Consider the following 25,101-nt stretch of genomic DNA (forward strand, 5'->3'; position numbering starts at 1 on the left):
GCGAAAGGATAGCTCCTTGTTTAGTTAATTTCCACAGATTTATGCGTAACAGCTTATCAAGATCAATTGAATATTTAAAGTATTCATCTTATCTACAGTCTCATAAACCATGGAGCCTCATAAATTCCTTCGGGCTCATTCCAGTAATTTGCCGAAATACGGAGCAATAGTAACTCGTATTCTCGAAACCGACCCTTTGGGCAATTCTCATATATCTTCTTGTCCCGCTCGCTGAACATCAACTGCTTGCTGCGATTTATCCGCTGCTGATTCACGTATACCATAGGCCGAAGCTGCATGGTGTTCTGAAAAAGACGGCATAAATACTGCGGCGAGACCGAGATGACCTCAGCCAGCTCACTCAGCTGCAATGCCGGTGAAGATTGCTATCCACGTACTCCAGGACAGGCTTGATTCGCTCCATTTCATGATCCTGATTCAAGGGCAGCTGCAAAGCTCTTTTTAAATCGGGCAGCAAAGTGAATAGCAGCTTCGAATCGGGAAAGCCCTTGGGTCTAACGGTCTCCGGCTGGTGCCTCCAATATCCAAGCGTTGTCGCATATACAGGCAGGAGAACCGCTTCATGCAGATTACAGAAAATCATCTTGCTTTCCACTTCATGATCCTCGTTTCATATATTGATACAAATAAGGAAAATCCTTATATATTATTCCTTATACATTAAATCTATAATATGAATATATCAACAATTGACCCAAAAAAGGGAGTGGTTATTTTGCGCCAGAAACTCATCTATCAACCGCCTGCCAACGGATATCCCGAGTGGAATAACAACCCGGAGATTTTCCAAATCAACCGCATGGAGGCGCATGCTTCCAAGATGTCTTTTCATACGGTGAATGAAGCCCTTGCCGGGGATAAAACCGCCTCTGCCTACTACCGCTCGCTGAACGGAGCCTGGAAATTCGCCTTTGCTGAAACTCCTGCACAGCGGTGCATCGATTTTTATAAACTAGACTATGACTATAGCGATTGGGCAGATCTTCCCGTACCCTCGCACTGGCAGTTTCATGGCTATGATTATCCGCAATACACGAATGTCCGTTATCCGTGGGCGGAATCGGAGCCTGAGCTTCAAGCCCCCTTTGCGCCAACCGTTTACAACCCGGTCGGCTCTTACATCCGGACGTTTACAGTGCCTGAAGAATGGAAGGATCAGCCGGTGTATCTCAGCTTTCAAGGGGTAGAGTCGGCTTTCTATGTATGGGTGAACGGGGAGCTCGTCGGTTATAGCGAAGATACGTTTACGCCTGCGGAATTTGATATTACCGCCTATCTCGTCACTGGAGAGAACAAGCTGGCCGTAGAAGTGTATCGCTGGTGCGACGCCAGCTGGCTGGAGGATCAGGACTTCTGGCGGCTCAGCGGCATTTTTCGCGAAGTCTATTTGTACTCGGCTCCGCCGCTGCATATCGCCGACTTCTTCGTTCGAACCAAACTGGATGACGCATACAAGCACGCACAGCTGAATGTAGATGTGAAGCTGGAGGATTACTTCATAAGCAAGGCCGGCTGTACCGTTGAAATGCAGCTCTATGACGCGGATCGGCAAGGGGTATGGGACGACCCTTATTCGTCTGAGGTTTCTTTTCAAGAGGGGCTTGAGCAAGCCGTAAAGCTAACCGCTCCTGTCCAGCATCCGCTCAAATGGAGCGCCGAATCGCCAAATCTTTACACATTGGTGCTTAGCTTAAAGGATGAGGCCAGACAACTGCTGGAAGCCGTCAGCTGCAAAGTCGGATTCCGTACATTTGAATTAAAGGACGGTTTGATGGAGATCAACGGCAAACGGATCGTGTTCAAAGGCGTCAACCGACATGAATTCTCCTGCGATAAAGGAAGAGCTATCACTAAAGAGGATATGATCCGTGATATCGAGCTGATGAAGACGTATAACATCAACGCAGTCCGAACGTCCCATTATCCAAACCAGTCTCTCTGGTATGAGCTCTGTGACGAATATGGCTTATACGTCATTGACGAAACCAATTTGGAGACGCACGGTGCGTGGGAATACGGGCAAAAAGGGCTTAATGAGCGCAATATCCCGGGCAGCAAGCCGGAGTGGCGCGATAACGTGCTGGATCGCTGCAACTCCATGTTCCAGCGGGACAAGAATCATCCTTCGATCATCATCTGGTCGCTTGGCAACGAATCCTACGGGGGCGATAACTTTATCGCCATGCATAAGTTCTTCAAGCAGGCTGATCCAACAAGGCTGGTGCATTATGAAGGTATTTTCCATTACCGGGAATCGGAAGCGGCATCCGATATGGAATCCACGATGTACATCAAGCCAAAAGAGGTCGAGCAATACGCCAGAAACAACCCGAAGAAGCCTTATATCATCTGCGAATACAGCCATGCTATGGGCAATTCCTGCGGAGGGCTTCATCTCTATACCGAGCTGTTTGACCGTTATGAAATATTGCAAGGGGCGTTCATTTGGGACTGGGTCGATCAGGCAATTCGCACCAAAACTTCCGACGGTATCGAATACATGGCTTACGGCGGAGACTTTGGAGAGTCCCCCCATGACGGAAATTTCTGCGGGAATGGTTTGATTTTTGCTGATCGGACGGTAACACCAAAGCTGGACGAGGTAAAGAAGTGCTATCAGAACGTTAAGTTCGAGGGCGTCAATCTGGAGGAAGGGCGGATTCGGATTACAAATCAATTTTTGTTTACGGATCTAAACAGCTATGCTTTGAAGTGGGAAATCCTTTTAGACGGCGAGATTCATCAGAGCGGAACGGCCGGGCTTAACCTGCCTCCGGGAGAGAGCACGGAGCTTGTGATTCCTAACCTATTATCTAATGATCAATTAACTGCTGAGCAATATAAGCGTGAAGCCATCCTGACCGTTTCTCTTGTCACGCGCGAGGCAGCGAAATGGGCGAATGCGGGTCACGAAATAGCATGGGAACAGTTCATAATTACTCCTTACTATAAAAAAGAACTGCCTAGCGCCGACAGCATCGCTGCAGTATCCGCCAAGGAAGTGGATGAAGATTTGATCGTCTCTGGGGACGGCTTTGCCTTAAGGCTCAGCCGGGTTACCGGAAATCTTCTCTCCTACGATTCCTCCGGCACAGAGCTGCTGGCAGAACCGGTGAAGCCGAATTTCTGGCGCGCAGTGACGGATAACGATTTGGGCAATAAACTGGACAAGCGCTGCCGCATATGGAGAGAGGTATCGGAGAACAGACAGCTAAGCGAATTCACCTGGAAACAGGAAGGGTCGACAATTGTCATAACAAGCCGCTACATTCTCGCGACTACACCGTTATCGACGGTATCTGTAGAATATCGCATTCTACCAAGCGGAAGGATCGAGGTTTGCGAAGAACTCGTACCTGGAAGCGGCTTGCCGGAAATCCCCGAAATCGGCATGATGTTTATTCTGAGCGGACGCTTGGACACGATCGCCTGGTACGGCCGCGGCCCGCATGATAACTACTGTGATCGCAATACGGGAGCGAAAGTAGGGCGCTACTCGGGAGCTGTCCTCGAGCAATTCGTACCTTATTTGCGACCGCAGGAATGCGGCAATAAGACCGATGTCCGCTTCGCTTGCTTGACGGAAGGAACGGATGGCCCGGGTCTGCGCATCGAAGCTTCCTCGCTCATGGAGGTCTGCGCTCTGCCTTGGACGCCGCTGGAGCTCGAAGCGCATGATCATCCTTATAAGCTGCCTCCAAGCGATAAAACCGTGCTGCGCGTCAATTACAAGCAGATGGGCGTTGGCGGGGACGACAGTTGGGGCGCGCCGACGCATGAGGAGTTCACCCTTCCGGCAAACCGGATCTATACATTCAAATTTGCGCTGCAAGCGATAAAATAAGAGATTTAACGGGTCTGTTTCTTCGGAATCATTTTTCTCACTTAGTTTAATATTTAAAAATTAAAAAGCGTGGGTCACGTTATAGGGTCAGTCCCTAACAGTGATCCACGCTTTTTTCAAAACCTTCTAAATTATAAACCGCAAGTCCGTAACCAGGCGTCGGCAATAAGCTCGTGCCCTGCGGGCGACGGATGTACTCCATCCCCGGCCCAATAAGCCGGCTCTGCTTTGCTGCAGGCTGCAGCAAACAATCCATCCAACGGGACAAGCAGCGCTCCGAATTCCCGTGCCAATTGGCGTACGACCTGAATTTTAGGATCCAAATCCTCTCTCCAGCCTTTCCGGTCTTCGGGATGAGGTAATACAAAAGGCTCGACCAAAACTAGTCTAGCATCCAGCGACTTTGTGGTTCGCTCCAGCAAGTCACGGTAATACGTCTCGAATTGTTGACTTGTCGTCGGCATGCCGTTGTCATAACGGCGCCAGGTATCGTTAATGCCGATATAAATAGATACGATCGTAGGTTTGAGCGCAAGGCAATCCTCATCCCAGCGCCCCTGTAAATCCACGGCTCGATTTCCGCTAATGCCGCGATTGAGAAACTTTAGATTTTTCTCTGGATAACGATGTCCCAATCGCCCTGCAATCAATAAAGGATAGCCATGGCCGAGCGAGTTATAATCGCTATAATCCCGTCCCGCATCCGTTATGCTGTCTCCTTGAAATAGAATGACATCATCTTGTTTCAAAAACACGCTTAGTACCTCCTCTGAATTGCCTGACTAGTCTTCCAATGTTACCACTGCCTTAATCACCTTCGATTCGGGCTTCAGCCATGCATCAAATTCGCTGATCATATTTCCAAAGGCAGAGCCGTGCGTTACGTACCGGCTTATATCCATATGGCCCTCTAGAATCGCACGCAGCACATGATCAAAATCCTCTTTGGTCGCATTTCGGCTGCCCATTAAAGTCAGCTCGCGCTTGTGGAATTCCGGATCATCAAACGTAATTTCATCCTTCACCAGGCCGACGAAGACGATTCGCCCTCCATGAGAGGCCAATTCAAATGCCCCCGTCATCGACCTGGCGTTGCCGGTAGCGTCAAACACAACTGACGGGAATTCTCCCTTTGTTATGAAGGAAATCCGCTCTTTAGGCTTGCTCTGAGCGTTAACAGTATCATTGACCTTGGCCCAGGAGCGGCAATGCTTGAGACGTTCTTCATTCACATCCATCGCGATGACTTTGGCCCCAAGCGCCTTGGCAAGCGCCATAATGCCAAGCCCGATCGGCCCAGCACCGATGACGAGCGCCGTCTCTCCGGCCTTAAGTCCGGAGCGGCGAACAGCATGAGCGCCGATGGCCAGTGGCTCCAGCATAGCTGCTTGATCCAGCGTAAGTCCTTCTGTTTTGATCAAATGGCTTATCGGTACAGCGATTCGTTCCCGCATGCCCCCGTCAATGTGCACGCCAAATACCTTCATCGACACACAGCAATTGGTTTTACCACTGCGGCAAGCAATGCATTCCCCGCAGTGGATATAGGGAATAATGCTAACCTGGTCGCCAACAGACAGCCCATAACTATTTTCGTCAAGCGCTTCGATTGTTCCTGCTAATTCGTGTCCTAGCACTCGCGGATAGTTGAAATAGGGTTGGTTGCCTTGATACGCATGCAGGTCGGTGCCGCATATTCCGATTCGCTGAATACGCACAATCGCTTCTCCCTTGTTCAGAGCCGGCTCCGGCAAGTCCTCCCGGTATACGAATTTCCCGGCCTCCTCACACACGATCCCTCTCATGCTTTCCGCCCCCCTTCAATCGGCTCAACCGAGCCGCTGTTCCGGCGTTGCTCATTGTATTCTTCCAAGCCGCTTCTCCAAGATTCGTTATGAATGGGTGCCAGTATTTCCAGCACTTTATTCAGCAGCGCCTCGTTCAGCGGTTCATCTGTCCAACGTGCATTATTGACAATATTCTCGCAGTTGGCTGTGCTGACCAAGGTTGTCGGAATAAGCTCATTATGCGTAGAGAATTGTACGGCCAGCTTCGCTATGTCCTCCCCTTGGGATGCACAATAATCGATAGCTTGCTGGCAGACTGCCTTCACTCTCGCATCGGCTGGATGCCAATCCGGCATCCCTTGACCGCTCAACAATCCCATTGACAGCGGGGAAGCATTCACTAAGCCAACCTCCCTTTCCTGCAATAATGGCAGCAAATCAAGCAGCGAGGTATCGTTCAAGGAATAATGGCAGTAGGAAAGGATCATGTCGATGTCGATTTGCGGCAATATCCGCTCGAACAGCTGCAGCGGCAGCCCGCTGATGCCTCCGTAGCGAATGATCCCCTGTTCTATTAAACGGTGAAGCGCCGGTACGGCTTCCTCTAGAATGATGCCTGGCGAAACAAACTCGATATCATGCAAAAACAAAATATCGAGATAATCCGTCTGCAGCCGATTCAAGCTTTCCTGCACACTGCTGTATATCCGCTTCGCGGTAAAATCGAACGTATCCTCTCCATAGCGCCCCGCCTTCGTGGATAGCAGGTATTTGTCCCGTGGAATACTCTGCAAAGCTTTGCCCAGCACCGTCTCCGCCTTCGTCAGGCCGTAATACGGCGAGACATCGATCAGATTGATCCCTGCATCAATAGCCGCGTGCACCGTGCGGATGCTTTCATTGTCATCCGTTTGACGGAACACAGATCCTAGCGACGAAGCCCCAAAGCTAAGCACAGATACGTCCAGGCCCGTGTTGCCTAATTTCCGATATTTCATAGCAAGATCACCTCATCCAAGTTTATAAAAATCTACGGCGTTCCTGCCGAACACTCGCGAAAGTTCCGCTTCCCCCCAAGTCTCCGGCAGCGTGCTCAGTAATAGCTCTATCACTTCGCTATACTCACCCGCTAGCAGACAGACGGGCCAATCGCTTCCAAACATCACTCTCGCAGATCCGAACAATCGGATTATCCGCTCCATATATGGCTTGAAATCTTCCGGCTTCCAATGCTGATGATCCCCTTCGGTAACCATCCCCGATAATTTGCAGTACATGCCCGGAAACTGCGCTATTTCTTCCATATAAGTAAACCATGGTTCGGTTTCTCCGGTCTTGACGGGCGGCTTGGCCATGTGATCGATAACTCCGCGCAGGTTCGGAACCTGCCGAATCAGCTCTAAGGTATGCTCCAATTGCCCGGACACGACCAGCAAATCAATCGGAACATCCTCGGAGGCATAGCCTTGCAGCGCTTGCACAAAGTCTCTCTCCAAAATCCGGGAACTGTCCGGCATATCTTGAATCATCAAGCGAAATCCGACAAATTTAGGATGCCGGCGAAAGCGCTCATAATGCCGCCTGTGATCAGGCTGATGGAGATCAAGCCAGCCCACAACCCCGAGAACGGATGAAGCCTGCTCCGCAATCGAAAGTATATATTCCGTTTCTTCTACAGTCGGTGCCGCCTGCACAAGAATGCTGCCGTCCAGTCTATGCTCCCTCAATAAGGGCTCTAAATCTACGGGCAAAAAATCCCGGTAGAGCGTAGGAATATCCGGCGTAATCCAGCCGTAATCCCCCCGTTCGATCCGCCAGTAATGCTGATGAGCATCAATTCGCATTTTATGTCACACCTCTATTTATGATATAAATCTATTCATACCTTCATTTTATATGTAAAATATGATAATGTAACACTTCATTCCTGCATTTTTATAACTTATTTTGATATCATAAATAGAACATGATGGAAGGAGTGAGCCCATATTCATCCGCTTCGCAAGCCTTTTTTTGGCGATCCTTTGTTCCCGTTCGAGATCGTTTATAAAGCGGTAAAAAGACAGCGGGATGAGCTGCCCGATCATCTGCACGACCGTTATGAGCTTGTATATATTCATCAAGGCAGCGGGAGTTTTTTTATCAACAACACGTTATACGAGAAGAAGCCGGGCGATTTGTTCATCATTCCCGGCAATACGATACATCATGCCCTGCCTGATCGGGACGAGCCCATCGTATCAACAGCCGTTTACTTCGCGCCGGCATTGCTCACGACCAGCTCTCTGGATGATTCGTATTCCCATCTGCTATGCTATGAGCTTGCGCGAAAGAGGAAAATATTCAAAATCGAGCTGTCCGGCGATCTTAAGAATATTACGGAAACGGCCCTGGAGAACATCAACGAAGAAATCATTTGTCAGCGTTTAGGCTATCGCGAAGCGATCCGCTTGCTTGTGTGCCATTTACTGCTGCATATCAACCGGCTATCTCTGCAAGAATGGAAAGAAATCAGCGATAGCTCCAAGATAGGCCCTCAATGGATCAGGGATGCCCTGCGGTACATAGACGAGCATCCCGAACATCGCATCGGGCTAGCGCAGCTCGCTGATGATGCCAATGTTTCCCCGCCTCATTTCTCGCGGGTATTCAAGCAGTTGACGGCGATGAACGTTACGGATTATATCAATGCCAAGCGAATTATCCGTGCTAAGGAAATGCTGCTGCAGTCGGAGGACAAAATCAACGTCGTTGCAGAACGCTGCGGCTTCGATACGCCGGCTCATTTTCATCGTATTTTTAAAGCATTGACAGGATTAACGCCGAAGGAATACAGAACAAGCCCGGAGGCAAAAAAAGAGCCCTACCCCATTCCTTGATGGCCATGCTGCTAAACAGCATAATTCAAAAAAAGGGTATGACTCTTATGACGATTTATATGAAACTAACGATCACCATGAACTAAGGGCTAATCCGTTGCTATGCAAACAAATCGGCTCCGACCATGGCCCTTCCAGCCGATCCGCTACCATCAGGTAGCTTTCACAATCTAGTGAAGGGCGCGTGGAGCTCTTGAGATCGGAATAGATCAAATAAAATTGATGGTCATGATAGCTCAGTTGCGGGGTGCAGGGGTTAAGATTTGGACTTCCATTCCATTCGCCTTGGTCGGTGACAATATCCGTATAATACTCCCACTGCTCCAAATCCTTGGACTGATAGATCCGCACACCCGGCAAGCCGTCAATCGAAGGTAGCGCTGCATAGTAGATGTCCCTGACGCTAATAATGCTCGTATTCGCATCCAAACTCATAGGCTCTACTCCTCTTTTCGCTGCCAAAAATCTGTACCGGCAAAAACTTGTTCCTTTCTAAGCGACTTGGACTCCGGCTCATTCTCATAAATACCTGCCCACGGGACTCGCTGGTAGCGTAAGACCTCCGCATGACGAACGCCATACTCTTCATAGCGCACGCTCGCTTGATTGGCAAGGTCGTTCCAGTTGTCCCAGCCAAGCGGATGAATGTGATCGCCCAGGATGCAATTTACGTATGCAGTCTTGGCATATTCGCGCCAAGGTCTCCCTAAGTACACGTCTGCAACTCCGGGAGCCGCCGTTAGGAAGCAGCGATGAAACACATAGCCGTGCTCTTGTCCCGCCGGCGTAGAAGCCGCCGTGATATAACCTGCTTGATCCTCGTAATGACGCAGGCTTCTTAGCTCGCAAGTGTCGAAATAGGCAGTCGCTCCGCCAAAGATAAAATCCACGGTTCCTTCGATATAGCAATTTTCGTACAATTGACGGTAATGAGCATGGCGCTCCCGGAGCGGGATTCCGCCGAACTCCGCCCGTTCTCTCGGCGCTGGCGGCAGCGGTCCTGTAAATAACGTATCCTGGTGAGCCTTAAAGGAGCAATTCCGGAATACGGCCAAATCGCAGTGTGCATACACGGCTAACGCCTGACCGATATCCGGCCCCTGGCCTGCCGTATTTGTCACTACTATATTTTCTACAACCAGATCGCTGCCGCCTAGAAACAAAGTCGGTGTCCCGAACGTCTCGATGCGCTCACCGCGCTCGTCCAACTCTTGCGCATACCGCCTACCGGCAATTTCGACGTATCCTAGGCCAATGATCCGTAAATGCGAGCGGTAAATGAGCACGTTCTCTTCATATACTCCTGACAATATATACAGCGTCTGAATCGTACCCGCAGTGTACCTCTCCAGGAAATCGATCGCCGCTTGAATCGTACGGAAATGACAGAATGACTCTTGTCCTACTATGATATGATCCGGTATATGGTTCGGAAGTTGCTTCGTTAACTCGCCCATTCTACAGATGCTCCGCCAAAAATTGCTGCCAGGCTACCCGCATCTCCATCGTCTCCATATGACCGGCACTGGATATTACGGGCTGCCAGTGGTCAGCTTTGCCCGCAGCTTGGTAGGCCTCATATAGCCCGTCCGCCAAATCCTCAACGCCCTCAATCGGAGTCATCCGGTCGTTTCTTCCGACCATGCTCATCCGGGCACGAGGCACAATCAGTTTCTGAATGTCCAAGGTTTTAAAGTGCTTTAACAAGCCGGGGACATAAGAATAGAATCCATGATGATCCAGACCTCTTTTAACAATAAGGGTCTCCGCGTCAACTTGTCCGCAAATATCGATCGAGACCTTGATCCGCTCATCCAGAGCCGCCATCCACCAAGACATCATGGCTCCCATCGACATCCCCATCGTCGCAATGCGAGAGCCGTCGATATCTTCGCGTTGACACATATAATCCACCATGCGCATATTATCGTAGATCATCATGCCCCACATCACTCTGCCTCGCCAAAGCATTTCCTTAACTAGCTCGCTCTCCTTCTTGCCGCCGCGCTCATTAAAGCCCCACATATCGATACAACAGGCCGCATAGCCCATCCCCGTAAGAACCTTGGCAAAGGAGGGCTCCTGCAAATAATGGCTGCTCTTAATAAATTCCTTGCGTCCCCGCTCGTAATCCCCGCCATGAGAGTGATTCACAACAACGAGTGGAAACGGCCCCTCTCCATGTAAAGGTTTAGCCACATAAGCGGGTACTTGTTCGATTCCGTTTAAATCGAGCACCAAAGTTTCCAACCAATAACCATCGTGCTCCTCCTGGGTCAATACCTTTGCTGAAATTGGCTTATTGACAGGCAGGTCTCCTAACAATCCTTTTAATCGCTCACGTGTCATAACACTCCACCTCATTCATTGATATTATCGTTTGAAGGTGCCACCGTAACTTGTTCCACTAATTTTTCCGGCTTTTTAGTGTTTCTGGATTCACATTGCGTGACCTCCACATTCTCGCCGTTCTCAATATAGAAGGCGGTGCCTTCATGATTCTCGATCGTGACCCGGTTAAAGCGAATATCCCGAACGTTCCCCAAATAAAAGCCGCGGCGCTGCATTTTGTCGATGCCGGCCATCATCGCCGGATAACCTGGAATGGCATCCTCTGCCATGGAAATATCGATATCGTTAAACGTGATTTCCGAAATATACTGCTCGGCAAGTCCATACAGGAAGCCAGCTGCTGCATGAACATTCCGCGCTGTAATATTCGCGAAATGAATACGTCTGAAGCACGGGGTTTCCTCGGTAACCGGATAAGGATGCTTATCCCATACATATTTCTCCTTGCCGCGAGGGCCACAGAAATAATACAGGTTCAGCTTAATTGGACAGATCACATCCTCCATCACAATGTTGCTGATGCGGATGTCTTCGACTATTCCGCCTCGTCCTCGTCTGGATTTCAGGCGAATGCCCCGATCCGTCTGTTTAAAAGTACAGTTGCTAATCGTGACATTGCGAATATTTCCGCTCATCTCGCTTCCGAGCACGACAGCGCCATGACCGTGAACCATCGTACAATTCGTAATCGTAATATTCTCGCATGGCACTCGATCCGCCGTATCCTCAGTTCCAGCCTTGATCGCGATACAATCATCACCGACGTCGATATTGCAGTTGCTGATGCGCACGTTGGTGCATGACTCCGGGTTGATGCCGTCCGTATTCGGCGAATCCGCCGGGTTATAGATCGAGACATTGTCTACAGTGACATCGTAGCAGCAAATTGGATTCACCGTCCAGCTCGGGGAATTCCTGATGTTCACATCCTTAATCGTCACCCGCTTGCAGTTATAGAAGCCGATCGTCGTCGGCCGCGGGAATTCCAATTCCTCCGGTCTATTGCGATGCTTATCCCACCATGGCTGCCCATTCCCTTCGATCATCCCGCTTCCGGTAATCGATACATTATGTATATCGATGCCATTAATGCAAGGGGCATGAACCTGCCGCTTAACACCTTCCCATCTCGCTTCCACGGCCGGAAAGTCATCCGGATTCGTACTAAACGAGAGAACAGCTCCGGGATTTAAGCGCAATTCAATATTGCTTTTCAAAAATATAGCTCCGGTCAGAAACGTCCCTGCCGGTACATAAACGGTACCGCCGCCAGCTTCGCTTGCAGCAGCGATGGCTTTGGAAATGGCCTCGGTTACGGGAACCGTGCTATCCTGTACTGCTCCAAAATCTACAATATTATATACTTGCATCTGTCCTCGCTCCATTCTCATGCTCTCGTCTTAACGGTTCGTATTCGGCGCATGCTTTTAGGAACGCGCCTACTCCCTTTTGATCGTTCGTAATAATCGGCTCGCTGATATAGTAAGCATAAGTGCCGTCGCGCTGGTCAACTCCGCCCAATCCAGCTACCTGACAGTTTTTGTTCAGATTCACCCAGCCTTCTTTCGTCTCAAGCACAAACTCTGCAATCACCCCGGCGAAGGCGTGATCCACGGTTCCGATCCAGCTGTTATCCAGCACACCAAGCCGGAGTCCCTTAGCCATGGCATAGACGAACATGCTCGATGCTGAGGCCTCCAAGTAATTGCCCTTACGATCACCCTGATCTATAACTTGGTACCAAACCCCTGTAGCGGCATCTTGATACTTCTTAATCGCGCTTAAGAGATCCCTTAGAATTCGAACCAGTTCTCCATAATCGCCATGCTCTTCCGGCAGGATTTCCAGGACATCCACCAGAGCCATAACATACCAGCCAAGGGAGCGTCCCCAGAAGTTGGGGGATAGTCCCGTACGAGGATCACACCACGGCTGAATGCGCTTCTCGTCCCACGCATGATAGAGCAGGCCTGTTCTCGCATCCTTCGCATGCTTCTCGCTGATCATGAATTGCTTCGTCACATCTTCGATGCCGTGCCCTTCTTCAAACGTCAATAAATACTCCAAATAGAAGGGTGCCCCCATATAAAGACCATCCAGCCAAATTTGGTTGGGATAAATCTGCTTATGCCAAAAGGCGCCTTCCGAGGTTCGCGGATGAGTCTGTAATTGCTTTCTCAACAAAGCTGCCGCCAGTTTGTACTTCTCCTGCTTCGTCTCGCTATATAGCGTAAACAACAGCTTTCCGTTGTTAATATGATCGATGTTATACTCTTCAAGACGATACCCATGAATGCTCCCGTCTTCCTGAATGAAGCGATCCATATTATCTTTAATGAACTGAAAATATTTACGCTCGCCCGTCTGCTTCCATAGCAGTTCAAATCCTTTTAACACTACGCCGTAATCATAAGACCACCTGCCAGCATAGCCTTTGTCCTCATAGAGCTTCGGCAAGCGATCCATGATAGAATCTGCGGTACTCGTAGACCAAGCTGTAATCGTCATTATAGCCTCCGTGGATCAGATGAAATAGAAGGACTTGATACCCTGCAGCCTCAGAGAATCAAGTCCTAGATCAGTGATGATGTACAGCCATTAGCCGTTGATTAAGGACTCCATCTCAACACATGCCATGACCAGGGCACCCACCCCGTGCAAGTCGTTATTTACTTTCGGCCTGGAAATGTAATTCTCGTAATCCCCAGCCGATGTGCCAATACAGATGTCTGGCAGGATCAATCGTCCCTGCTCGTCCTGCTGCAGCGCCTGAATTAATCCTGAATAGCCTTTTTGGGCAGCAGCTAGAGCATTCCCGCCGGATATCCCCAATTTCACCGCCTTGGCTATCGTATACACGAATAAGCAAGAGCCTGAGGTTTCCAGCCAGTTATCCGGCATATGTCCCTTGTCGACGACCTGATACCATAAGCCGCTCTCTCCGTCTTGATAACGGATCAGCGCTTCTACGAAATCTCCCAGAACAGGCGCAAGTTCAGCACGTCCTGGATGATCATCAGGCAGCAGATCCATGAATTGCGCCAAGGCCAGACCATACCATCCAAGCGATCGGCTCCAGAATTCCGGTGAACAGCCCGTCTCCAGATTCGCCCAAGGCATGCGTCGGCTCTCATCCCATGCGTGGTACAAGAGACCCGTCGCTTCATCCTTCATGTGCTTGCGCATTAATCTTTCCTGGTGAAGCACGGTTTCGCGCAGACTCGTTTCTCCGTATGCGTTGGCATACTTCAAGGAGAATACTCCGGCCATGTAAAGTCCGTCCAGCCACATCTGATACGGATACTTATCCTTATGCCAAAAGCCGCCTTCCGTAGTTTTGTTGATCGTTAGAAGCAGGCTCCTCAATTTCTCTGCTGCAATCCGATATTTTTCCTGTCCCGTTCTTTCATGAAGATTGAACAGCAGCAGCCCGGCCTGCATGGCATCCAGCTCATCCCGTTGAAAGTATAAATTACCATGCTCATCCACGAGATCATCTACATACTCTTGAATATAATCAACGTAGCGATCTTCCTTGACCGTTTTCCACAGAAGCTCCATCCCGCAAAGAAATACACCTTGGTGATAATGCCAGCGATGAGCTGGGGGAAGCTCCCCCGCCTTATAAGTTTCCATTAAGGAATCGCATGCTTTTTTTGCCCAGTCGAGCGGCGTAGCCGATACATTTACAGTCATTTTCAAGCTCCCTCCATGCTAACAATATCCTCTTGCTCCAAGATGAACTACAGTATGAATTATCCTTTCATCGAACCAAGCATAGCCCCTTTGGCAAAGTGCTTCTGAAGGAATGGATACACCATCAGAATCGGCATGGTAGCTACTACGATAACCGCCATTTTAATGGTTTGGTCTGGCGGCGGCACCGCAGCATCCAGCGTAGAACTATGATCCATGCCGCTGGCCAATACTACGATTTGTCGGAGCAGAACCTGAATCGGCCATTTCGCGCTGTCATCCAAATACAGGATCGCCGTCATGTAGGTATTCCAATAAGTTACCGCATAGAACAAGGAGATGGTTGCAATTGCCGGCATCGATAACGGCAGCACAATTTTGAACAAAATACCGAAGTCATTACAGCCATCAATTTTGGCCGATTCCTCCAGTCCCTCCGGAATATTCTGAAAAAAGTTTTTGAGAATAATCATGTTAAAGGCGCTGATTGCTGACGGAATAATCAATGCAGCGTAAGTATCAATCAGCCCCAGCTCTTTAACGACTAGAAACGTAGGAATCATTCCGCCATGGAACAACATCGTGAACACGACCATGAAGTTTACAACTTTTCGCCCATCCAAATCCTGGCGGGACAGTCCATAAGCCATCAGTGCCGTCAAGAACATACTGACAAGCGTTCCAACTAACGTTACTCCAATCGATACGCCCATCGCCCTGAAGATCGTATTCGTTGAGAAGATGAATTTATAAGCTTCAAAGCTCCAAACCTTCGGAATCAACACAAATTTACTAGCCGCCAATTCCGCACTGGTAGTAAATGAACCTGCTACAACGTGAATAAAGGGAAGTACAGTAATCAAAGTGATGATCGCTAGCAATGTAAAGTTCACAGCGGCAAAAAGTCTGCCGGTGAAAGATCTATCTTCTACCATTTCAATTCCTCCCGTAGTCTATCAATAGACGCCTTCTTCTCCCAGCTTCTTGGCAATTTTGTTCACTGCCATGACCATAATGAGGCCAATGATGGATTTAAAGAAGCCGATTGCGGTACTGTAGCTAAATTGACCTTGCCTTAGACCAGCGGTGTAAACATACGTATCGATAATCTCCGCAACCTCTCTGTTCATGGAATTCAGCAGCAAGTAGACATGTTCGAATCCCAAATCGAGAACGGAACCAATTTTCAAAATAAATAGGGTAATAATAACGCCTCGTATGGCCGGGATCGTAATATGCCAAATTTGTCTGAGTCTGCCGGCACCGTCCATGCGTGCAGCTTCATAAAGCCCTGGATCAATTGCAGCAATGGAAGCCAGGTAGATAATCGTTCCCCAACCTGCTTCTCTCCATATGACCTGAATGATATACATAGGTCTAAACCAGCTCGGGTTTAGCAAGAAATTGATTTTTTCAAATCCAAAGAAGACAAGCAGATCATTTATAATTCCTCCGTCCATCGTAACCATAACGAATGAAATGGAGACGACGATAACCCAAGACATAAAGTGGGGTATATAAAGGAGCGACTGAAAAATTCGTTTAAAGAAATTACCTCGGAGCTCATTTAACATGAGTGCAAGTATAATCGGAATCGGAAAGTAGATAAAGATATTCAATCCGAATAGAATCAAGGTATTCATTAAAATATTGAGGAAATCCGGTTCGGTAAATAACCTCGTAAAATGCTTCATACCTACCCAATTGCTTCCGAGAATGCCATTGTAGGGCTTATAGTCCTGGAAGGAAATAATTAGCCCGTACATCGGTAAATATTTGAAGATAATGAAATACAGCAGTCCGGGCGCTATCATGACATAGAGCCATCTATTTCTCCATATTCGCCTTTTGATCTCTTGTTTGCTTTTCGATGCATCTAGCTTTGGTTGAACTGGACTCGGACTCGGCTGTACGGTCACTTCCTGCATGATCTTCTTCCTTTCTGTTTCATAATGGAGCAAGGTGACTTAGCCCCCTTGGAATAGAAGAGGCTGTTGAGTGTATCAACATCAACAACCTTTTCTAATTCCTTTATCACTTTGCCTCAAACTAGATCCTTACTTTTTGTATGCAGCGTTGTATTCTTCAATAATTTTATCCCCGCCGCGCTTCTTCCAGTTCTCTACTTCTTTCTCAAAGCCCGCTTTATCGATTTGACCATAAATATACTTATATGTCGCATCCGTAATAATTTGCTGAAGCTCGACACCCTTCTCGGTGAATGTAGCGGAATCAAGCGGTGCCGTTGGATCTGGAACCCCTACCTTCACGTTCTCCAGAAGCAATTCTTCAGCATGGATGCGGCCCGGCAGCACGTTATACGGCTCGTACATGCCATTCGTCTCGGATTCGCCGATCACGCTATCCTTGTAGCCTTTTACTTCCCGTTCGATCAATTCTTTATCATCGGTTGGCTTCGCTTTACCGTCTTCAACCGTGTAGTGCACACCTTCGATTCCCCAGAACATAAGGTTGGAAACCTCTGGAGTCATCATTTTGTCAAAGAACGCGAGGATTTTTTTCAGTTCAGCCTCGTCTTTGACAGCGCCTTTAGGGAACAGGACAACGTTGTTATATCCAGGAATCATCCATTGCGCGAATTTGCCGTCCGGTCCGGCAACCATACTGTGCGTATCCAGTACAGCATCCGGGGCGTTTTTAATAAGATCCTTATTCAAGGAATCAATATCCTGCATGGAACCGCCGATATATAGACCCGCTTTGCCGCTGGTGAACATTTTGACGGCATCCGTTTTACTCGTTGCCGCGAAGTCCTGGTTCATATATCCGCCATCGCGAAGCTTTTTGAAGAAATCCATCGTATCGATATATTGTGGGAACGTAAATTCAGGCTGCAGCTGGCCATCCTTTTCTCCCCAGCCGTTCGGTGTTCCGAACCACGAGGATACCGTCTTGAATGCGCCGTATGTCAATTCGTTCCGATCAACGACCCCTGTCGTATCCTTCACATTGTTGCCATCGGGATCTTGCTCTGTAAACGCTTTAGCCATTTCGAACAATTCATCAACGTTAGCTGGAGCAGCAAGGTTCAATTTGTCCGCCCAGTCCTTACGATAGATAATCCCTTGGCGAGCCAGCGGTCTGCCGATGTACAGCGAGTACAGCTTGCCTTCTACTTTGGTATTATTCAGAATTTCCGGCTTCAGCTTGCTCAGGTTCGGAAACTCGCTGAGATAAGGCCCGATTTCCCAGAATTGACCGTCTTTAATCGCATCCTTCATTTGGATGAATGTCGTCTGATTTTTCAAATAAGTCACTTGCGGCAATGAACTCGTTGCAAAAGAAGAATTCAGCTTCTCTTCATACGTGTCTGCCGGGAAAAATTGATACGTTAATTTTGTGTTCGTTAATTTTTCTAATTCTTTTTTAATGGTGTCTGGCGGTGTCTCTGAAGTGTTAAGTGGAAGCATGATTTTAATTTCCATCGGCGCTTCTGATTCAGCGCCTTTCGCGGTATCGCCCCCTGTATTCGGTGCTGCTTTTTCGTTGCCGCCTGAACAGGCTGTCAACATTACGCTTAGTGTCAGCAATACAGCCAACATGATGGAGAAGGATTTTTTCTTCATAACCATTTTGACCTCCATTTGACTTATTGTTTTTACACTTTCAACAGTACAGCCTGAATGAGGTTACGAATACAATCATTTGTTCATAAACGCTGATATACCAAGGGATCTGAATAAATGATTATCACCGTAACAGCGCTGGAAACACAAAGAAACCACTGTGCATAAGGCGCAGTGGTCTCGTATGATCCTTCATTAATTATTTCGCATTCGCTCGCGTAATAGGGCTTCCTCGTACTCTTGAATGATGAGATCACCGCCGTTTTGACGCCATTTCAAAGTCTCATTCACAAAGCCTTCAGCGGTTATTTCCCCCAAAATATAATTGTACGTCGCATCCGTAATGATCTGTGAAAGCTCGGCATTCTTCTCGTCAAACGTATCAGAGCTTAAATGAACGGTCGGATCGGCCACCAGGAAGGATTCATTATCTTCACTCAGCCGTTCTGCAGCAGCGGTCAGCTCTTCCTTCTGAACAACCTCCATAATGTTGGTATTGCTCATATCCGCGATCATAAGAGAATACAAAGGATTCACTTCATCAACGCGCAGCCTTGAGGTTTCTTCGGGAAGAATGACCTTACCGTCCACAATTTTATAATGTCTTCCTTCTACGCCGTACATCATCAGGTTGGCTACATCTTTATCCATCGTTCGATCAAAAAAAGCGAGCACCTGCTTTAATTCCTCTTCCGTTGCAATGGCCTTTTTGGAGAAGAGATACAATCCATTGTAGTTGGGAATAGACCATACCTTATATCCTTTCGGGCCATGAATTCGATTGATTAGGGTCAGCTCAGCCTTAGGATTCAAAGCTTGTGTTTCAATGGACAATCGCTGGACATCCGTCATACTTCCAATATATACGCCTGCGGATCCGCGAATAAAGCTATCACGCTGCAACTCTTTGCTGGTTAAAGCGAAATCCTGATTAATTAATTTCTCGTCATACAATTTCTTCATGAAATTCATCGTATTCATATATTCTTGCGTCTCGAATTCGGGAATGAAATGGCCATCGACCTGCTCCCAATTATTTGGAGTGCCGAAATAGGAGCTCAGCGTCTTGAATACGCCATAAACCAAGTCATTGCGGTCAACAAGGCCGAACGTGTCTTGCTTTCCGTTCAGATCAGGGTCGTTATGAGTAAATTGCTTCAATACTTCATATAAATCCTCCAGAGAATGAGGCTCCTCCAATTGAAGATTGTCCAGCCAGTCCTTGCGGATAATGATCCCCTGCCTTGAGGAAGGCCGTTCGGTATATAGTCCGTAAATTTTGCCCTCCACAGCCGTTTGCCGAAGAATGGCTGGACTCAGCTGACTTAAGTTCGAAAATTCCGCAAGATAGGGCTCTATCTCCCAGAAATCGCCGGATTTGATGGCATTCTTGACCAAGCCGTAATCCGTAAATTTCACGAAGGTCACCTTCGCTAAAGAGTTCGTCGTGAGAGCCGTATTCATTTTATCGGTATAGACTCCTTCAGGAACCCAGCGTATATCAAGCTCCACTTCTGTCAGTCTTTCCAACTCAGTAATCACCTCTTTCGAGGGCTGCTGCGGAAAATGAAGCGGGGCCAATATGGATACATAGGGACGAATATCGCTGGAGTCCGTTCGAGCAGATTGTACATCGCCGCACCCGATCAATACAGTGAAGAAAATCGGTATAAGCAAATGTAAATAGTGTAGCGTGGTTTTTCTTGAAGACAATCTAGGCATTTCAGTTCCCCCTACAAGTAATGTAAGATCTGTCTCTTACGCTTAACGTACACATATATACAATACAACCTATTACTTGAATATTTTATAACTGATAGACATAATTAGAGGAAATGATTATTGCGTTATGAGATGATTATTGTTATTATTCATCCACATGCAGGTTACGCTGACTACTTCTACACAAGCAGAGGTGCTGAGTTCTGTGAGACCATTAAGTTTCTTGAGTAAACTGACTATTTTCGCCTTTGTGATCGGTACGCTTCCCGTCTTGTTCATCGGTTCATTCTCATATTTGACATCTTCAAACGAAATCCAAAAAAATGTGAACAAAAGTAAAATGGAACTTATCCTGCAAATCAACTCCAATGTAGAGCATAAATTAACAACAGTCAATCAAACTTTAAACCAAGTTGTCAACTCCAGTGTATTAAAAAGAGCACTCGACAACCCGCTAAATGAGAGCGATTTCATTTTGTATAACGACTTAAGAAACGAAATCCGCAACATGCAATCTTTTGATACGAAACTGGAGGACGTCGTTTTATTAAACCAGCGAAAGAACTGGATGATTAAAAACTCCGGATTGTATCGACTGGATCAATATAAAAATTATGAGCAGCTTACGAATCTGATTAACACCTCGGATAATACGTCATGGGTATTAACTCCCTCCGCTTGGTTCTATAGCGAGGAGAGCCTGAATGTCACGGATTGCAATTACAGCATAAGTCTGATTAAGAGGCTTCCTACTTCCAAGCTGCATAAATACGGGCTTGCCATGGCGAATATACCGGCCTGTAGTTTAAGTGATTTTATCAACTCGGAAATAGAGCCTTTTGACAGCATTATGATTCTCGATGAGCATCACCGAGTCCTTCTTCACCCAGATAAAACGATGATTGGCAAACCTATAAGTGAAAGTGGATTCACTGAAATGCCGGTAATTACCGATTCTCCCACGTCTTCAGGCCAATTCAAGACGCTGATCGATAAAAAAGATTATGCGGTCACCTACTTGAAATCGCAAATGAATGGCTGGGTCTATTTGTCGGTAACGTCCATCGAGAGCATGACCAAAGAATCGAATAAAATCGGCGCGTATACATTGTACGTCTGTTTAATTATGCTGCTGCTGTCTATTCTGACCGCTTTGATCGGTTCGCGCCGCATGTATTCGCCGATTGAAAGATTGCTTAATCAAATGGGACAACGAAAAGCAGACATTAAAATAAAACATTCCAATGAATTTCAACTGATCGGTGAGCATGTCCACCATCTGTTCCAATCGAAATCGCAGCTCGAGAAGGAAGTTCGCCAGCATATTCAGCAGGTGCGGACATTTTTCCTGATCAAGGCGTTCAATGGACATCTCAAAAAGAGGGAGTTCATCGAAGAGCTTGAGCAGTTCGGTTACTTGACTCAAGTCGAAGAGTGGCGAACGATGGCCGTATTTACCCTATCTATCGATTTCTGCGACGATTCGGCCTATGAGAAGAAGGATCTAAACCTGTTATTATTTGCCGCCCATAATATGATTGAGGAGTTGGTCTCCCCTGAGCAGCGGCTTGCCCCGGTCATAATTGATCAAACTGTCGTTACACTGATCGGCAGTACGGATGCGGATGAGGTGTCTTTTCACAAAACGCTCTATTCGCTAACGGAAAATCTACAACAGGAGATCAACAATTATTTGAAGCTGCAGGTCAGCATCGGCCTGAGCCTGCCGTTCCAAACCGTGCATAGAATTTCAACCGCTTACCGGGAGAGTCTGGAAGCGTTGAAGCATCGGATCAAGCTCGGCAAAGGGGTAATTATTCAATATGAGAACATTAACTCTGGCAAGCATTATTTGAATTTAAACTATCCGACGCATAAAGAAAATGACTTGATGGACGCGATCAAGCTGGCGGAAACCGATAAAGCGAAAGAACTTGTACGCCAATTATTTAAGTCTATCTTCGGACTGGAGCTTACTCCGCAGGAATATCAAATTCCTCTGACTCGTTTGCTTAATAATTTGCTAATTATGATGCAGGAATCGGGAATCAGCCTGAACCAAATTTATCATGCAAATGGCTCTTTGTTCGAAGAGATGCTTGACCTGCATACGGTTGCGGAGATCGAGGACTGGTTCTGGAGCGTAGTCATCCATCCCATGATCAAAATATTTAACAGCAGGCAAAATGCCCAATATCATAACATTTCCGAGAAGATCATCGATTTGGTACAAAATTATTACGATACGGATCTTACGCTGGAGGAGTGCGCTTCAAGACTTCATTACAACGCAAACTATATCAGCAGCATCTTCCGTAAGGAAACGCAGTATAATTTCAGTGAATATCTAACGATGTATCGGTTCAAAATGGCAAAGAAATGGCTGGAAGAGACAGATATGCCGATCAAGGATATCGCCGCCAAGCTAAGATATAACAATTCGCAGAACTTTATAAGATCGTTCCGCAAGCTTGAAGGGATGACCCCGGGCCAATATCGGGAATGCCATGCTGTGTCCAAGAAGTCGAATTCAGGGTTTGACCAGACGCTGTAACGTTCATATTTTTTTCACGTGTGCATAACATAAAACGCTTGATTTATCAGGTGTTAGGTTATACAATGAAATCGTTAACAATTATTGAGATTCAAAATAGTGAGGTTCTATGATAACGATTAAAGATATTGCACGTGTCGCTGGTGTATCCCATACAACGGTCTCCCGGGCGCTCAACGGCAATCCGCTGATTAAGAAGGAGACAAGGGATCGCATTGAGAGAATCGCCGCTGAACTAAATTATGTGCCGAATTACAATGCCAAGAGCCTGGTGATGAAGAAGTCTTATACGATCGGTTTATTCTTCTCCAGTATCGATCAGGGAACTTCAGCCAGCTTTCTCGTGGAGGTCATCAAAGGAATCAACCATGTGCTTGATGAAAACTACAACCTGTCTGTAAACGGGATCGATAGCATCCACAATCTGGACAATATCATCCCCCAACGCTTTGACGGCATTCTTGTGATGAGCCAAAGCGATGCAGACAACGCTTTTATCTATCACGTGAAGAAGATGGGAATTCCTTTGGTCGTTCTGAATCGACAGTTGGAAGATCCGAGCATTATGAACGTCATCGCGAACGACCGCGAAGGGGTCAAGGAAGCTATCGATCATGCGATTTCCCAAGGTCACCGCAAGCTTGCCATGATTGAAGGCAAAACAGGCTTCAAGTCCTCTACCGAGCGTAAACAAGGCTTTCTGGACAGCATGCTGGGGAATGGCCTGCCGTTGACTTCGGATTATTTCGTTATCGGCGACTACAGCATTGAGAGCGGCTATACGGCGATGTCCCAATTGTTAGCTCTGCCTGATCCGCCTTCCCTCGTCTTTTGCAGTAATGATGATATGGCGATCGGTGCAATGAATGCTTGCTTTGCAGAGGCTGTGGCTATCCCCACTCAATTGTCCCTCATCGGTTTCGATGATATCGTCTTTGCCCGCTATACGAATCCTGCACTGACGACAGTTCGCAGACCGATTGCAGATATAAGCGAGCTCGGAACCTTGAAGCTGATTGAGCTAATGCAGCAGCCGGATCGCAAGCCGGAGCAATTATTCGTCAAGACGGCCCTAATGGTTCGTCAAACCGTAGCTCAAATTTAAACTTTTCATTCTAGCGTCCCAGCAACAACACCTATTTATATTAAAAAAAAGAGTTTTCTCTTTTTTTTAAATAAAATTGTTAACGTGTGCATTATGACGTTAATCACAAAAAGGAGACAGCGATCCAATATGACACAACCACAACTTTCCAGAACGACCTTTCCAGACTTGCCCATTTACCCTGAGAAAATGATTCAATTCGGCGAAGGCAACTTCATGCGCGCTTTCGTGGACTGGCAGCTGCAGCAAATGAACAATAAGGGGCTGTTTCAAGGCAGCGCTGTTCTGGTGCAGCCGATCGAGCAAGGCCTCGGCGACATGCTGGCCAAGCAGGATTATCTGTATACGGTGCTGCTAAACGGCATCATGCAGCAGCAAACGGTCAATGACCATGAGATCATCACCAGCGTCAGCCGTGTCATCAATCCTTATTCCGATTACGAAGGCTATCTCGCATTGGCGGAAAACGATGAGCTTGAATTCATTACATCCAATACTACGGAGGCCGGGATCGCCTATCGTCCTGAAGACCGCCTTGCCGACGCTCCGCCAAAGAGCTTCCCTGGAAAATTGACGGCGCTGCTTCACAAACGTTTTCAGTTAGGCAAAAAGGGATTTACCATTATCCCTTGCGAACTGATCGACCGCAACGGCGAAAAGCTGAAAGAAGTCGTACTGCAATACGCGAACGATTGGCAGCTCGGCGAAGCATTCATACAGTGGCTTGAGCAAGAGAATACCTTCTGCTGCAGCTTGGTTGACCGTATCGTTCCAGGCTACCCGCGTGACAAAGCACAAGCTTTGGCAGAGGAATTGGGCTATCTGGATAATTTGATGGTTACCGCAGAGCCTTTTCTATTCTGGGTTATCGAAGGGCCAGCCTCCCTCTCCGAGCGTCTGCCGTTGGCCAAAGCGGGATTGAACGTCGTTGTCACGGAGGATATGACACCCTACCGTGAGCGTAAGGTTCATCTGCTGAACGGCCCTCATACCGCAATGGTGCCTCTAGCTTTATTAGCCGGATTGGAAACGGTGGAGGATGTCATGAATGACGCTACTTACTCCGTATTCGTGAGGAATTTGATCGAGGAAGAGCTAATCCCTATGCTCGACCTGCCAAAAGAAGAATTGCAATCCTACGCGGAAGCTGTTCAGGAACGTTTTAAAAACCCGTTTATCCGTCATGAGCTGACTTCGATTTCATTAAATAGCATTTCTAAGTTCAAAACGAGATTATTGCCTGTTTTGCTTCGTTATCAGCAGGAAAAAGGAGAACTGCCTAAGCTTACTACTCTATCCTTTGCCGCCTTGCTGCTCAGCTACCGCGGCGACAAGATCGAACGCCAGGACGGCGCCGAAGTAATTGCCGTATTTGATGAAGCCTGGAGCCGTCCTGACGAATTCGTGGCAACGATTCTGAAGGATGCAAGCTTATGGGGCGAAGATTTGACCGAGGTTCCGGATCTCGTGCAAGCGATCGAAGGTTATTTGCAGCAGCTAGAGGCATCTGGCAGCCGCACTGCTCTACAACAATTGATTTAGGAGTGATGATAC

Annotated in this window: 21 protein-coding genes; 5 read left to right on the forward strand and 16 right to left on the reverse strand. The window is 47.6% G+C overall.

Annotated elements, in window-relative coordinates:
* Nucleotides 1–92 precede the first annotated feature (92 nt).
* Nucleotides 93–371, reverse strand: coding sequence for a helix-turn-helix transcriptional regulator (locus CZ379_RS27285; protein WP_456093807.1), 279 nt, complete (start codon nt 369–371; stop codon nt 93–95).
* On the reverse strand, nt 362–616 hold the full coding sequence (locus tag CZ379_RS26860) for a hypothetical protein (protein WP_234404999.1): 255 nt from the start codon (nt 614–616) through the stop codon (nt 362–364). Before CZ379_RS26860 ends, CZ379_RS27285 begins: the two co-directional genes overlap by 10 nt.
* A gap of 120 nt (nt 617–736) precedes the next feature.
* Here CZ379_RS26860 and CZ379_RS23845 point away from each other — a divergent pair, with 120 nt between their 5' ends.
* Nucleotides 737–3,865: a beta-galactosidase, LacZ type gene (locus tag CZ379_RS23845; RefSeq protein ID WP_110933896.1), complete on the forward strand. Its 3,129-nt coding sequence runs from the start codon at nt 737–739 to the stop codon at nt 3,863–3,865.
* A 131-nt stretch (nt 3,866–3,996) separates the two neighbouring features.
* Here the strand turns inward: CZ379_RS23845 and CZ379_RS23850 are convergent, their stop codons facing one another.
* The 4 genes from CZ379_RS23850 to CZ379_RS23865 are packed head-to-tail and all read right to left on the reverse strand — an operon-like array spanning nt 3,997 to nt 7,496.
* Nucleotides 3,997–4,620, reverse strand: a complete 624-nt coding sequence (locus CZ379_RS23850; RefSeq protein ID WP_110933897.1) for an SGNH/GDSL hydrolase family protein — start codon at nt 4,618–4,620, stop codon at nt 3,997–3,999.
* 27 nt (nt 4,621–4,647) lie between these two features.
* Nucleotides 4,648–5,670, reverse strand: a complete 1,023-nt coding sequence (locus CZ379_RS23855; RefSeq protein ID WP_110933898.1) for a zinc-binding alcohol dehydrogenase family protein — start codon at nt 5,668–5,670, stop codon at nt 4,648–4,650.
* Nucleotides 5,667–6,650 carry an aldo/keto reductase gene (locus tag CZ379_RS23860; protein WP_110933899.1) on the reverse strand — a complete coding sequence of 328 codons (984 nt, stop codon included), beginning with the start codon at nt 6,648–6,650 and terminating at the stop codon, nt 5,667–5,669. The genes CZ379_RS23855 and CZ379_RS23860 overlap by 4 nt, the downstream gene beginning before the upstream one ends.
* Nucleotides 6,651–6,662: 12 nt before the next feature.
* Nucleotides 6,663–7,496, reverse strand: coding sequence for an amidohydrolase family protein (locus CZ379_RS23865; RefSeq protein WP_110933900.1), 834 nt, complete (start codon nt 7,494–7,496; stop codon nt 6,663–6,665).
* A gap of 180 nt (nt 7,497–7,676) precedes the next feature.
* Here CZ379_RS23865 and CZ379_RS23870 point away from each other — a divergent pair, with 180 nt between their 5' ends.
* Nucleotides 7,677–8,531: an AraC family transcriptional regulator gene (locus CZ379_RS23870; RefSeq protein WP_324616504.1), complete on the forward strand. Its 855-nt coding sequence runs from the start codon at nt 7,677–7,679 to the stop codon at nt 8,529–8,531.
* A 72-nt stretch (nt 8,532–8,603) separates the two neighbouring features.
* Here the strand turns inward: CZ379_RS23870 and CZ379_RS23875 are convergent, their stop codons facing one another.
* The 10 genes from CZ379_RS23875 to CZ379_RS23920 all read right to left on the reverse strand — a co-directional run bounded on the left by CZ379_RS23875 (nt 8,604) and on the right by CZ379_RS23920 (nt 19,888).
* Entirely contained in the window at nt 8,604–8,966 is a 363-nt protein-coding gene (locus CZ379_RS23875; RefSeq protein ID WP_110933902.1) for a family 43 glycosylhydrolase, read from the reverse strand.
* Nucleotides 8,967–8,971: 5 nt separating this feature from the next.
* Nucleotides 8,972–9,943, reverse strand: coding sequence for a pectinesterase family protein (locus tag CZ379_RS23880; RefSeq protein ID WP_110934537.1), 972 nt, complete (start codon nt 9,941–9,943; stop codon nt 8,972–8,974).
* Nucleotides 9,944–9,989: 46 nt separating this feature from the next.
* A complete protein-coding gene (locus CZ379_RS23885; RefSeq protein ID WP_110933903.1) occupies nt 9,990–10,880 on the reverse strand; it encodes a dienelactone hydrolase family protein in 891 nt (296 codons plus the stop codon).
* 11 nt (nt 10,881–10,891) lie between these two features.
* Nucleotides 10,892–12,253 carry a glycoside hydrolase family 28 protein gene (locus tag CZ379_RS23890; RefSeq protein WP_110933904.1) on the reverse strand — a complete coding sequence of 454 codons (1,362 nt, stop codon included), beginning with the start codon at nt 12,251–12,253 and terminating at the stop codon, nt 10,892–10,894.
* The gene (locus CZ379_RS23895; protein WP_110933905.1) at nt 12,240–13,391 is read right to left on the reverse strand and encodes a glycoside hydrolase family 88/105 protein; all 1,152 of its coding nucleotides are present in this window, start codon (nt 13,389–13,391) and stop codon (nt 12,240–12,242) included. The genes CZ379_RS23890 and CZ379_RS23895 overlap by 14 nt, the downstream gene beginning before the upstream one ends.
* A 90-nt stretch (nt 13,392–13,481) precedes the next feature.
* Entirely contained in the window at nt 13,482–14,579 is a 1,098-nt protein-coding gene (locus tag CZ379_RS23900) for a glycoside hydrolase family 88/105 protein (protein WP_110933906.1), read from the reverse strand.
* Nucleotides 14,580–14,638: 59 nt separating this feature from the next.
* Nucleotides 14,639–15,514 carry a carbohydrate ABC transporter permease gene (locus CZ379_RS23905; RefSeq protein ID WP_110933907.1) on the reverse strand — a complete coding sequence of 292 codons (876 nt, stop codon included), beginning with the start codon at nt 15,512–15,514 and terminating at the stop codon, nt 14,639–14,641.
* A 21-nt stretch (nt 15,515–15,535) separates the two neighbouring features.
* Nucleotides 15,536–16,507 carry an ABC transporter permease gene (locus CZ379_RS23910; RefSeq protein WP_110934538.1) on the reverse strand — a complete coding sequence of 324 codons (972 nt, stop codon included), beginning with the start codon at nt 16,505–16,507 and terminating at the stop codon, nt 15,536–15,538.
* 129 nt (nt 16,508–16,636) lie between these two features.
* Nucleotides 16,637–18,166: an extracellular solute-binding protein gene (locus tag CZ379_RS23915; protein ID WP_110934539.1), complete on the reverse strand. Its 1,530-nt coding sequence runs from the start codon at nt 18,164–18,166 to the stop codon at nt 16,637–16,639.
* Nucleotides 18,167–18,361: 195 nt separating this feature from the next.
* Nucleotides 18,362–19,888, reverse strand: a complete 1,527-nt coding sequence (locus CZ379_RS23920) for an extracellular solute-binding protein (RefSeq protein ID WP_110933908.1) — start codon at nt 19,886–19,888, stop codon at nt 18,362–18,364.
* A gap of 205 nt (nt 19,889–20,093) precedes the next feature.
* Here CZ379_RS23920 and CZ379_RS23925 point away from each other — a divergent pair, with 205 nt between their 5' ends.
* From CZ379_RS23925 to CZ379_RS23935, 3 genes are all read left to right on the forward strand, one after another.
* Entirely contained in the window at nt 20,094–22,442 is a 2,349-nt protein-coding gene (locus CZ379_RS23925) for a helix-turn-helix domain-containing protein (protein ID WP_110934540.1), read from the forward strand.
* Nucleotides 22,443–22,551: 109 nt separating this feature from the next.
* Entirely contained in the window at nt 22,552–23,547 is a 996-nt protein-coding gene (locus tag CZ379_RS23930) for a LacI family DNA-binding transcriptional regulator (RefSeq protein ID WP_110933909.1), read from the forward strand.
* Between the two features lie 129 nt (nt 23,548–23,676).
* Nucleotides 23,677–25,089 carry a tagaturonate reductase gene (locus tag CZ379_RS23935; protein ID WP_110933910.1) on the forward strand — a complete coding sequence of 471 codons (1,413 nt, stop codon included), beginning with the start codon at nt 23,677–23,679 and terminating at the stop codon, nt 25,087–25,089.
* Nucleotides 25,090–25,101 lie beyond the last annotated feature (12 nt).

Origin of the sequence: Paenibacillus bouchesdurhonensis, from assembly GCF_900155685.1 — a bacterium.
GTDB lineage: Bacteria > Bacillota > Bacilli > Paenibacillales > Paenibacillaceae > Fontibacillus > Fontibacillus bouchesdurhonensis.

What these genes read in the sequence shown, in the direction of transcription:
- CZ379_RS23930 (WP_110933909.1), top strand. Translation starts at nt 22,552, where the DNA reads ATGATAACGATTAAAGATATTGCACGTGTCGCTGGTGTATCCCATACA.
- CZ379_RS23915 (WP_110934539.1), bottom strand. Translation starts at nt 18,166, where the DNA reads ATGAAGAAAAAATCCTTCTCCATCATGTTGGCTGTATTGCTGACACTA.
- CZ379_RS23895 (WP_110933905.1), bottom strand. Translation starts at nt 13,391, where the DNA reads ATGACGATTACAGCTTGGTCTACGAGTACCGCAGATTCTATCATGGAT.
- CZ379_RS23875 (WP_110933902.1), bottom strand. Translation starts at nt 8,966, where the DNA reads ATGAGTTTGGATGCGAATACGAGCATTATTAGCGTCAGGGACATCTAC.
- CZ379_RS23905 (WP_110933907.1), bottom strand. Translation starts at nt 15,514, where the DNA reads ATGGTAGAAGATAGATCTTTCACCGGCAGACTTTTTGCCGCTGTGAAC.
- CZ379_RS23900 (WP_110933906.1), bottom strand. Translation starts at nt 14,579, where the DNA reads ATGACTGTAAATGTATCGGCTACGCCGCTCGACTGGGCAAAAAAAGCA.
- CZ379_RS23855 (WP_110933898.1), bottom strand. Translation starts at nt 5,670, where the DNA reads ATGAGAGGGATCGTGTGTGAGGAGGCCGGGAAATTCGTATACCGGGAG.
- CZ379_RS23890 (WP_110933904.1), bottom strand. Translation starts at nt 12,253, where the DNA reads ATGCAAGTATATAATATTGTAGATTTTGGAGCAGTACAGGATAGCACG.
- CZ379_RS23885 (WP_110933903.1), bottom strand. Translation starts at nt 10,880, where the DNA reads ATGACACGTGAGCGATTAAAAGGATTGTTAGGAGACCTGCCTGTCAAT.
- CZ379_RS23865 (WP_110933900.1), bottom strand. Translation starts at nt 7,496, where the DNA reads ATGCGAATTGATGCTCATCAGCATTACTGGCGGATCGAACGGGGGGAT.
- CZ379_RS23920 (WP_110933908.1), bottom strand. Translation starts at nt 19,888, where the DNA reads ATGCCTAGATTGTCTTCAAGAAAAACCACGCTACACTATTTACATTTG.
- CZ379_RS23910 (WP_110934538.1), bottom strand. Translation starts at nt 16,507, where the DNA reads ATGCAGGAAGTGACCGTACAGCCGAGTCCGAGTCCAGTTCAACCAAAG.
- CZ379_RS23935 (WP_110933910.1), top strand. Translation starts at nt 23,677, where the DNA reads ATGACACAACCACAACTTTCCAGAACGACCTTTCCAGACTTGCCCATT.
- CZ379_RS23860 (WP_110933899.1), bottom strand. Translation starts at nt 6,650, where the DNA reads ATGAAATATCGGAAATTAGGCAACACGGGCCTGGACGTATCTGTGCTT.